We start from the raw sequence: 10,086 nt of genomic DNA on the forward strand, positions 1-10,086 counted from the left end.
CACCGGCACGCTCGGCCAGCAGGCTCAGGTCGTCGAGCAGGATGTTTCGATCCCCCACCGAGTCGGGGGCGGCATTGCTGCACACCAGCACCAGGTCAGTGCCGAGTTCTTGCATCAAATCGAATTTGTGTTCAGCGCGGTCTAGGTTGCGCGTCAAGCGGTCGCGGCGACAGCCCTCAAAGTCGCGAAAGGGCTGAAACAGGCTGATCTCAAGCCCAAGATCCGCACAGATCTGACGCACTTCACGAGGGCTGCCAGCGTAATAAAGCAGGTCATTTTCAAAGATCTCGACCCCATCAAAACCCGCTGCGGCAATGGCGTCGAGCTTTTCCGGCAAGGTGCCGCTCAAGGAAACAGTGGCGATTGAACGCTTCATTTTTAACTCCCAGACGGCATTTCTAAATAGCCTGATTATTAAGGGCACCCTATCATTGAGCAACAGGTCTGTACCAACCAGTTAGTTTTGCGTGCGATTATCGAACACTATGCCCTTTGTTGAATTGACGATTTTTTGTCCACTCGCCACCATCCAACCCGTACCTTTTGCAACAAATGCTGCACAACACCACATAAAAATTCCAAAAAATGGGTAACCGCTCATGCTCGCTCTTACTGATATGACGCTTTGCTTAGCTATGCCGCCAGCGGGATACCCGACCTTTCCTTGGACGGGTAAATAGCCATGACCCCTTCTCAATCTGCACGCGTTACTCCAGCCCAAAGCACCCCGCACGCCGGTATCGGCGACAAGATTCGTGGGGCAATGGCCATTGGTAAAACCCGCTGGGGCATGCTCGCCTTGGTGTTTTTCGCCACCACGCTTAACTACATCGACCGCGCCGCGTTGGGCGTGATGCAACCGATTCTAGCCAAAGAAATGAGCTGGACGGCGATGGATTACGCCAACATCAACTTTTGGTTTCAGGTGGGCTACGCCATTGGCTTCGTCCTGCAAGGTCGGTTGATCGACCGAATCGGCGTGAAACGCGTGTTCTTCTGCGCTGTATTGCTGTGGAGTTTGGCCACCGGCGCACATGGCTTGGCCACTTCCGCTGCGGGCTTTATGGTGTGCCGTCTGATTCTCGGTTTAACCGAAGCCGCTAACTACCCCGCCTGTGTGAAAACCACGCGCCTGTGGTTCCCTGCCGGTGAGCGAGCAGTCGCCAGTGGCATCTTTAACGCCGGGACTAACGTCGGCGCCATGTTCACCCCGATGCTGTTGCCGTTGGTCCTACACGTGTGGGGCTGGCAAGCAGCGTTTCTGGGGATGGCGGCCTTGGGCGGTATTTGGCTGATCTTTTGGGGGCTCAAGTACTACAACCCAGAAGACCACCCAACCGTCAGCAAAGAAGAACTGGCATACATCCAGAGTGAGAAAGAACCCGAGCAACAGAAAGTGGGCTTCTCGACCATCCTGAAAATGCGCGGCACTTGGGCCTTCGCGTTGTCGTATTCACTGACCGCACCGGTGTTTTGGTTTTACCTGTACTGGCTGCCGCCGTTTTTGAATCAACAATACAATCTGGGCATTAACGTGACGCAGATGGGTATCCCGTTGATCATCATCTACATCACCGCCGACTTTGGCAGTGTCGGCGGCGGGATTTTGTCCTCGATGTTGATCAGTCGCGGCATGGCTGCGGTCAAGGCACGATTGGTGTCGATGTTCCTCTGCGCGCTGTGCATCATCGGCGTGGTCATGGCCGCAGGCTCCAGCCAATTGTGGGTGGCCGTAGCCGCTATCTCGTTGGCCCTCGGCGCGCACCAAGCGTGGACCGCCAACGTGTGGAGTATGGTGATGGACTACACGCCTAAGCACATGATGGCCACCGTGTTCGGTTTTGGCGGCATGTGCGCGGCCATCGGTGGCATGTTCATGACTCAAATTGTGGGTTATGTGCTGACCATCACCAACAACAACTACACCCTGTTGTTCACCATGATTCCGGCGATGTACTTCGTTGCACTGATCTGGATGTACTTCATGGCCCCGCGAAAAATCCCTCAAGTCTGATAAAACCGTGGGGGCGGGTTCGCCAGCCCCCACGCTTCAAGCCCTAGACTTACGTTGCTGCCAAGCCGCTGCCAGCCCGCTGGCACAGACAATGGCGATGCCGATGCGTGACGCCAGATCTGGCGTGTGATCGAACAGCAACCAGCCCAACATTCCCGAAAAGACGATCTGACAGTAGCTAAAAGGCGCCAGCAAGGCGGGCGCGGCCAAGCGAAACGACTGCGTCAGCAATAAGTGTGCTGTCATCCCTAAGGTGCCTAGCGCGAGCATTTCAAGCCCGTGAATCAGCGTGGGGGTCTGCCAAAAGAACGGCACCAGCGCACTGAGTACCAGCGCATTGAACAAGCCCGCGAAAAAGTTACTGGTGATTGGCGTGTCGTACAGGCTGAGCTTTCGCGTAAGGATTTGATAGCAACTAAAACACAGGGCCGCTGACATCGGCAGCAATACTGCGGGGGTAAACAATTCGCCCCCCGGATGGATGATCACTACTACCCCGATAAAACCAAAGATCACGGCGATCCATTGCCCCCGCGAGACTTTTTCGCCCAACAAAGGGCCAGATAACGCCGCGACCAGCAGAGGGGCCAGAAAGTTAACCGCCGTGTTTTCGGCCAATGGGATGTACAACAAGCCAAAGGTAAAAAACAGGCCGGAGCCGAGCAGGCATATCGCCCGGTACACCTGCAACAACGGGCGCTTACTGCGCAATACCCGCAACCCCGATTGCGGCAGGAAGTAACTGGCCATCAGCAGGGTGTGCACCACATAGCGTGCCCAGACCACCATCACCACCGGGTATAAACCGCTTAAGTATTTGGACATCGCGTCGTGACTGGAGAACAACGCGGTGGCGATCACTATCAGCAAAATGCCTTTGAGGGGCTGGTTAACGCCCGAAAGTGGCGTAGGCAATGTCATTGAAGACCTCATGTGCGGCAATGAACTGACAGCACGGCGTCGCCCCTATAAAGAGCGAGACTTGCACTACAGCTGGCGCAAAAGCGCTCGGGTTTTATCAATCGCTAATTGCGCCCGTTGTTCGGCGCTAACCCCCTGCGCCTGTAACTGCACACAGGGGACTTCTAGGCTAAGCGGTATATCGGGCGGCATAGCGTTCAACAATCCGAGCAAATCACAGTCGCCATCGCCGGGAAAACGCCGCTCATTACGCGCCTGACGCAATATTTCCTGCATATCATCCGGCCTCGGCCCGGCAACATCGCACAGTTGCATGTAGCGCAGGCGCGACGGCGCGATGGGACTCAAGTCTTCAAGTCGGGATGCCGAGCGGTTGAAGTGAAAGGCGTCTACCAACACGCAGCCATTATCACGCCCCGCGGCCTCGACAATCCGTAGCGCTTGCGCCAGATCACGGGCATCGGTCCACGGCATAAACTCCAAGTGAGGATAAATCCCGTACTTGCGGCTCAGATCACAGAGTGCGGCAAAGTTGTCGGCTTGGCGTTGCTCATCCGGGTCATTGCCTGCGACGAGCAACTCAGTCGCGCCAAACTCAGCGCCCACAGCCAGGAGAGCGTCGAAGTGAGCGACTTGGGTCTGGGGCTTTAGCCGAAGAATCTCGATATCCAACACGTTGATACCCGTGTCATGCAGGCGTTTTAATGTTTGTTTGCGTAAGCCCGCATCACTCACTAGCGCAAAATGATGTTCCTCGGGCGTGGCCGGTTCCAAGCGCAAACCAACATGGCTGTAACCCGTACGCGCCGCTATTTCGACCATTTCTACCGGGGAGACTTCTAGCACCGTTAGGGCAGCCAGTGACAGGGGACGTGAGCTCACAGTGCGTTGATCCTCTTGTAAGTGTTATGGAATCGCAGAACACCGCTAATTTAGAATTCAGTTCCAGAAACTTGCAAGAACATTTAACCTCCTCGCGCAAATGAGTTGTTAAACGGCAAACAACTCGGACGCTTGGCAGGCAACTGACAGCTCATCTGCAAAGCGTAGCAACCCGGACGCCAGTGCGTGCAAACGCTCTTGCGGCAAGCGTGCGCTGGGGCCTGCCACACTCAATACGCCAATCACGTGTTGATCCAAGGGGCTGCGCACCACGGCAGCAATCGCCGAGGTGCCGACTGCCGAGCTTTCTTGCACACACGCATAACCGCACTCACGGGCGACGCGTAATCGCTCAAGCAGTTGTGCATTGGACTGAGGGGCATTTGGACCTAGGTCATCCGGGGCTTCAATAGCTTGGCGCTCGACCTGTGCCAGCGCGAGTGCATCCGTCATGCTGGCCAGCCAGGCATGCCCGGAGGCGGTGTAATACAGCGGGGCTTCGCGGCCCATGTCAGGGTCATAACGTAAACCGGAGCGAGCGCCCTGCGATTTGGCTATCCAAGTCAACCGTTCGCTATCTACCACGCCTAGACGCACCAGTTCGCCTGTCTCTTGGGCAAGACGATCAAGAATCGGCTGTACGATGTCGGCCCCGCTGCTGGCCAAGTATTGAAAGCCCATGGCTACCAACTTGGTCGACAAATGATAGCGGCTGTTCTCGGCGTTTTGCCGCACATACCCAAGACGCACCAACTCAGCCAACAAGCGATGGGTGGCACTTTTAGGGATACCCAATTGCTCTGCCAACGTCTGCATCGGCACACCCCGCGCCTCGCGGGTGAGGCTCTCAAGCACATTGAAGACGCGTTCGATCTGACTGCCAGCCATACAGAGCCCTCGTAAAATGTCAGCGATTCTAAAAGGTAAACGCAAAAACGCAAAATATGGAACTCAAGCGCCAAAGAGGGGTTGTTGTTGAAAGGCTAAATCTTTATATTTTGGAATCTAGTTCCAAAATTTAGCCACTGGAGCCTCAACCATGACTGCTGACTCTCAACCCAGCGCTATCGACTGTGATGTGCTGATCGTCGGCTCGGGAGCCGCAGGGTTAGCGGCCGCGGTCACAGCGGCTTGGCATGGGCAAAAGGTCATTGTGGTCGAAAAAGACGCGGTCTTCGGCGGCGCCACGGCATGGTCCGGTGGCTGGGCTTGGATCCCGTGTAACCCACTGGCCAAACGCGCGGGGATCGTTGAAGACGTGGAGTTGCCACGCACCTACCTCAAGCATGAGCTGGGCGAGCGCTATGAGCCGGCCATGATTGACGCTTTTCTGCAGGCCGGGCCACAGATGGTCGCCTTCTTCGAACAGCACACGCGCTTGCAGTTTGCTGACGGCAACGCGATTGCCGATATTCACGGTGACACGCCCGGAGCCGGAACCGGCGGACGCTCGGTGATCGCCGCGCCCTATGACGGGCGCGAGGTCGGCAAGCTGCTCAAGCGACTGCGTAAAACCATGCGCGAGACCTCCTTTATGGGCATGCCGATCATGGCGGGCCCAGACCTTGCGGCATTTCTTAATCTGACACGCTCGCTGCCCGCTGCCTGGCATGTGACTAAGCGCTTTAGCCGACACCTGAAAGACCTCGCCTTACACGGGCGGGCCTTACAACTGGTGAATGGCGTGGCCTTGGTGGCGCGACTGGCCAAATCTGCGGAGGACTTGGGCGTACGGCTGTGGGAATCAGCCCCGGTGACGGCGTTAATTCAAGACTCAACAGGCGTGACAGGGGCCGTGGTTAAGACCGAACGAGGCGAGGTACGCATCCACGCCCGCAACGCCGTGGTATTGGCGGCGGGCGGGTTTGCCAACGACATTCAACGGCGCAAAGCCCTGTTCCCACGCACCCCCACGGGCCACGAGCATCTGGCCTTACCACCGCTAGGTGCAAGCGGCGATGGCTTAACCTTGGGCGAAAGCGCGGGTGGCTGGGTCAACAGCGACCTCCACTCCCCTGTGGCCTGGGCGCCCGTGTCTCGGGTACCGCACCGTGACGGCAGCATCGGCCACTTCCCGCACATTATTGAACGTGGCAAACCGGGGATCATCGGCGTCTTGAGCAATGGTCAGCGTTTCGTCAATGAAGCCAATGGCTATTACGATTACGTCACGGCGATGGTTCAAAAGGCGCCCACTGATGAGCCGGTCGCCTCGTGGCTGATCTGTAGTCACGCCTTTCAACGCCGTTACGGGTTGGGTATTTCGCGGCCCTTCCCGATTCCTGTGGCGCCTTTCATCAAATCTGGCTACCTGAAAAGTGCCAACACCTTAGAAGATCTTGCGCACGCCTGCGGTATCAACGCTGCTGCCTTGCGAGTGACCGTGGACGAGTACAACCGGCATGCGCAAACCGGCCAAGACCCGCAAATGGGCCGCGGCTCAACCCCGTACAACCGCAAACAGGGTGACCCGCTGCATCAACCCAACCCGTGCGTGGCGCCCATCACCCAAGGCCCGTTTTACGCGGTTAAGGTCGAACCCGGCTGTTTTGGCACCTTTGCTGGGCTCAAAACCAACGAGCACGCGCAAGTGCTGAACGCATCAGGCCAAACGATAAAAGGGCTGTATGCGGCAGGCACCGATATGGCCAGCATCATGGGCGGGTACTACCCCGCAGGTGGGATAAATCTTGGTCCAGCGCTGACCTTTGGTTATATCGCCGCAAGGCACATTGCCGGGGTGACGCAGTACGAGTGAGCAGTTGCGGTGGGAGCTTGGCTGGCCAGCTCCCACACGCATAGCCTTAGAAGTCGAAAAAGACCGTTTCGGTTGGGCCTTGAAGGTAGATGTCAAACCGATAGGCCGGCTTGCCATTCACTTCACAACGGTGCGCGATGAGCGTCTCGCGACGTTGCGGTTGCTCGATCAGGTTGAGTACCGGGCACTTGGCGTTAGCTTCAGGCTCGTCACTAAAGTACAGGCGGGTTTGCAGGTGAATGTTGATGCCTCGGGCGAATAGCGTCACGTTGATGTGAGGCGCCATCGGCACGCCCGCCGCGTTACTCACCACTCCCGGCTTGATAGTGCTAAGTGCCCATTCCCCCGCGTCAAAGGTCGTTGCAGTGCGGCCAAAACTGTTGAAGGCTTTTTCACTGTCAAACGCTTCGTCGTAAACGCCTTCATGGTTGGCTTGCCAGAACTCCAGAAAGGAGTCGCGGACCAAGTGCCCGTTGCCGTCATGGACGTTGCCGACCAACAAAATGTGCTCGCCCGGTGCGTCAGGCGTAGCCATCTCGTTCCATATTTCTTCTGGACGCGCAGGGTTACCGGCGGCGGCCAGCGCCAAGCCGATATGCACGTAAGGGCCAGCCGTTTGCGATGGGGTTTCCGGTAGCAGTTCGATAGGCATGACGAGGCTCCTCAGCAGTTTTCGAAGTGAGTCTTGCGCTGACCGCGCAGCACAATGTCAAAGCGATACGCCAAGCAATCCATTGGATTGGCAGCGCCCATGTCCAACCGTGCAATCAAGCTTTGCACGGCGTCTGGGCTGGCAATCGACTTGACGATCGGGCACATCGGGATCAATGGATCGCCTTCGAAATACAACTGAGTAATCAGGCGCGTGGCAATCGACGGGCCACTGATAGACACGTGAATATGCGCTGGGCGCCAGTCATTGGGGCCGTTGCGCCACGGATAAGGGCCGGGTTTGACCGTGCGAAAGCTGTAATACCCTTGGCTGTCAGTGAGCGTACGGCCCACGCCGCCAAAGTTGGGATCCAGCGGCGCCAAGTAGCGGTCGTTTTTATGGCGATAACGACCACCGGCGTTGGCTTGCCAGATCTCGACCAGCGTGTGCGCAATCGGCTTGCCGTACTGATCGCAGACACGGCCCGACAGCAGAATCCGCTCGCCAACCGGCAAACCGCCATGATTGAAGTTCAACAACAGATCGTTATCGAACTTGCCGAATTTGAGGTGGGAAAAGTCGGGGCCACTGGTTTCACTGACCGATTGTGGAATGCTCACCAGCGCTTGGCGCGGGGAACGCGCAATCGAGGTTTTGTAGTCAGGGGTCAGGGCTTTTGGGTGCCAGTTGCGGTCACGGATGATAAAGCGCCGGCTGTCTGCATCAGACATGTCGATCTCCTGTTGTTTTTATCAAGGCTAGGCGACAGTTTTAAACAACAAGGGCATAAGGACTATTGAAAATGCCCAACCAATCCATAACCAAATGGTTATGGATAAGCCCCTTCGGCGTACGCCTGCCCCAACTCTCGTAACACATCGACACAGCCTTGTGCAGCGACTGACATGGGCGCATGGGCGTTGCTGCAAATCCCGATTGAGCCGCCAGGTTCGCGCTGACCGAGGTCGAGTTCCTGCAGTTCGCCGCTCGCCAAATCCAGACGTACAGCATCCCGAGGTGCGATCCACACCGCATCATTGCGCAACACGTAGCGCCTGCTAACCGTCACCGAGAGGGTTTCCAGACGCTGACGCGACTGGCTGATGCCGCATTGCACAAACAGGCTGTCAGCAAACGTGCGGATGGTGGTGTTGGCCAGCGGCAACACCAAGGGATAACGCTCCAGATGGTTACGGTCCAGCGGGCCTTGCAGCAATGGGTGGCCGGGGCGCACGACTAAAGTCATCGACTCGCTGTACAGGTGCTCAAAGTTCATGCCTTGGATTTCCGGGCTGTCGGTCATACGCCCTATGACTAAATCCACGTCTCCTACGCGCAGTTGCGACAAAAGATACGCACTGGGGCCGGTGACGATACTCACCACCAGTGCCGAATGCCGAGCGTGCAAGCGGCTGACCAGTTCAGGCACCAGTAAGCTTTCAACGGTGGACAACACCCCCAGTCGTACGGAGCCGCCAGAGTATTCGCCACCGCGTAGGGCGTTCACCCCTTCGCGCAGCGCCTGCACCGAAGGCGTCGCATAGCGTAGGAAGGCCACTCCAGCCTCGGTCAGACGGACTCCATTTTTGCTGCGTACAAACAGACTGATTGTCAGTAACTCTTCAAGTTCTTTAAGGGTTTTGGACATCGCCGGCTGGCTGACTGCCAACACATCTGCGGCCCGCGCCAAACTGCCTTGGCGGGCCATTTCCAGAAAGCACACCAAGTGGCGGTATTTGATGCGGGTGTCGATGTTCACGGGGGGCGTAACTCCGGGGGTTAAGAGGTGTCTATGTCAGGCTAAGCGAAGATACCCTATTACAGCGCACTCCGATTTCGGGATTCAGGCGAGTAAAAACGTCTGACGGCCGGACTGGCGTAGTGCCTACTGAGCAGCAACACTCAATTAACAGGATTACCAGAGGATTCCTCCATGCAGTGGAAAAAAGGCCGGCGCAGCGACAACGTTGAAGACGTCCGCGATCAAAGCACCGGTGGCCGTGGAGGCATGCGGATTGGCGGCGGTAAAGGTTTGAGCTTGATGGCGGTGGTGGTGATTGTGGGTATCGGCTTGCTCACCGGCCAAGACCCCTTGCAGATTCTCGGGCAACTCAGTGGCCAACTGACAGAGCAATCTTCACCTCAAGTCACTCAGCAAGCGGGCCATGCACCGCCTGCCAATGATCAAAACGCTGATTTCGTGCGGGCCATTCTCGGCGACACAGAAGACACGTGGCGCCAAGTATTTCAACAGTCGGGCCGCACGTATAAAGATCCGACGCTGGTGCTGTTTCGTGGCCAAGTGAGTTCAGCCTGCGGCTTTGCCACCGCAGCCAGCGGTCCTTTTTATTGCCCGGCGGACCAAAAGGTTTATCTGGACATGAGTTTTTTCCAAGAAATGGCCCAACGTTTTAAAGCTGCCGGAGATTTTGCCCAAGCGTATGTCATCGCCCATGAAGTGGGGCATCACGTGCAAACGCTATTGGGGGTCTCGTCAAAAATGCAGATGGCCCGCCAGCAAGGCAAGCGCATGGAAGGTGACGGCGGGCTGCTGGTGCGCCAAGAGTTGCAAGCAGACTGCCTAGCCGGGGCCTGGGCGAACCTGGCGCAGCAGCGTCACAACTGGCTGGAACCTGGCGATATTGAGTCTGCCCTTAATGCGGCCACAGCGATTGGTGATGATCGTTTGCAACAACAATCTCAAGGCCGGGTAATGCCCGACTCGTTCACCCACGGCACGTCAGCTCAGCGCGTGAAGTGGTTTAAGGTCGGTTTTGCCAATGGCGATATTAATCAGTGCGATACCTTTTCAGCGGCGAAGCTGTAAATGGCACCACGTTTGATGGCCTGGGTATGTCT

10 protein-coding genes are annotated in these 10,086 nt (G+C 57.0%); 3 read left to right on the top strand and 7 right to left on the bottom strand.

All coding sequences use genetic code 11. From position 1 onward, the window contains the following. Window positions 1-376, bottom strand: a 376-nt coding sequence (locus AQS70_RS04585; RefSeq protein WP_156355002.1) for a sugar phosphate isomerase/epimerase family protein, incomplete at its 3' end; no start/stop codon positions are given. Window positions 377-682: 306 nt separating this feature from the next. Here AQS70_RS04585 and AQS70_RS04590 point away from each other — a divergent pair. Next, the gene (locus tag AQS70_RS04590; protein ID WP_055101735.1) at window positions 683-2,014 is read left to right on the top strand and encodes an MFS transporter; all 1,332 of its coding nucleotides are present in this window, start codon (window positions 683-685) and stop codon (window positions 2,012-2,014) included. A 36-nt stretch (window positions 2,015-2,050) separates the two neighbouring features. Here AQS70_RS04590 and AQS70_RS04595 read toward each other — a convergent pair whose 3' ends face one another. From AQS70_RS04595 to AQS70_RS04605, 3 genes are all read right to left on the bottom strand, one after another. Next, entirely contained in the window at window positions 2,051-2,935 is an 885-nt protein-coding gene (locus AQS70_RS04595) for a DMT family transporter (RefSeq protein ID WP_055101736.1), read from the bottom strand. A 66-nt stretch (window positions 2,936-3,001) separates the two neighbouring features. Continuing rightward, entirely contained in the window at window positions 3,002-3,817 is an 816-nt protein-coding gene (locus AQS70_RS04600; protein ID WP_055101737.1) for a sugar phosphate isomerase/epimerase family protein, read from the bottom strand. A 108-nt stretch (window positions 3,818-3,925) separates the two neighbouring features. Then, window positions 3,926-4,705, bottom strand: coding sequence for an IclR family transcriptional regulator (locus AQS70_RS04605; protein WP_055101738.1), 780 nt, complete (start codon window positions 4,703-4,705; stop codon window positions 3,926-3,928). 151 nt (window positions 4,706-4,856) lie between these two features. Here AQS70_RS04605 and AQS70_RS04610 point away from each other — a divergent pair, with 151 nt between their 5' ends. After that, on the top strand, window positions 4,857-6,575 hold the full coding sequence (locus tag AQS70_RS04610; protein ID WP_055101739.1) for an FAD-dependent oxidoreductase: 1,719 nt from the start codon (window positions 4,857-4,859) through the stop codon (window positions 6,573-6,575). 46 nt (window positions 6,576-6,621) lie between these two features. On the opposite strand, the gene pcaG is transcribed toward AQS70_RS04610, so the two are convergent. From pcaG to pcaQ, 3 genes are all read right to left on the bottom strand, one after another. Further along, entirely contained in the window at window positions 6,622-7,227 is a 606-nt protein-coding gene (gene pcaG / locus AQS70_RS04615; protein WP_055101740.1) for a protocatechuate 3,4-dioxygenase subunit alpha, read from the bottom strand. An 11-nt stretch (window positions 7,228-7,238) separates the two neighbouring features. Further along, on the bottom strand, window positions 7,239-7,958 hold the full coding sequence (gene pcaH / locus AQS70_RS04620; protein ID WP_055101741.1) for a protocatechuate 3,4-dioxygenase subunit beta: 720 nt from the start codon (window positions 7,956-7,958) through the stop codon (window positions 7,239-7,241). A 98-nt stretch (window positions 7,959-8,056) separates the two neighbouring features. After that, window positions 8,057-8,986, bottom strand: a complete 930-nt coding sequence (gene pcaQ / locus AQS70_RS04625) for a pca operon transcription factor PcaQ (protein ID WP_055101742.1) — start codon at window positions 8,984-8,986, stop codon at window positions 8,057-8,059. Window positions 8,987-9,160: 174 nt separating this feature from the next. On the opposite strand from pcaQ, the gene ypfJ reads away from it, so the two are divergent. Next, the gene (ypfJ, locus tag AQS70_RS04630; RefSeq protein WP_055101743.1) at window positions 9,161-10,054 is read left to right on the top strand and encodes a KPN_02809 family neutral zinc metallopeptidase; all 894 of its coding nucleotides are present in this window, start codon (window positions 9,161-9,163) and stop codon (window positions 10,052-10,054) included. The last annotated feature ends 32 nt before the right edge of the window (window positions 10,055-10,086 follow it).

The organism is Pseudomonas endophytica (genome assembly GCF_001411475.1).
Lineage (GTDB): Bacteria > Pseudomonadota > Gammaproteobacteria > Pseudomonadales > Pseudomonadaceae > Aquipseudomonas > Aquipseudomonas endophytica.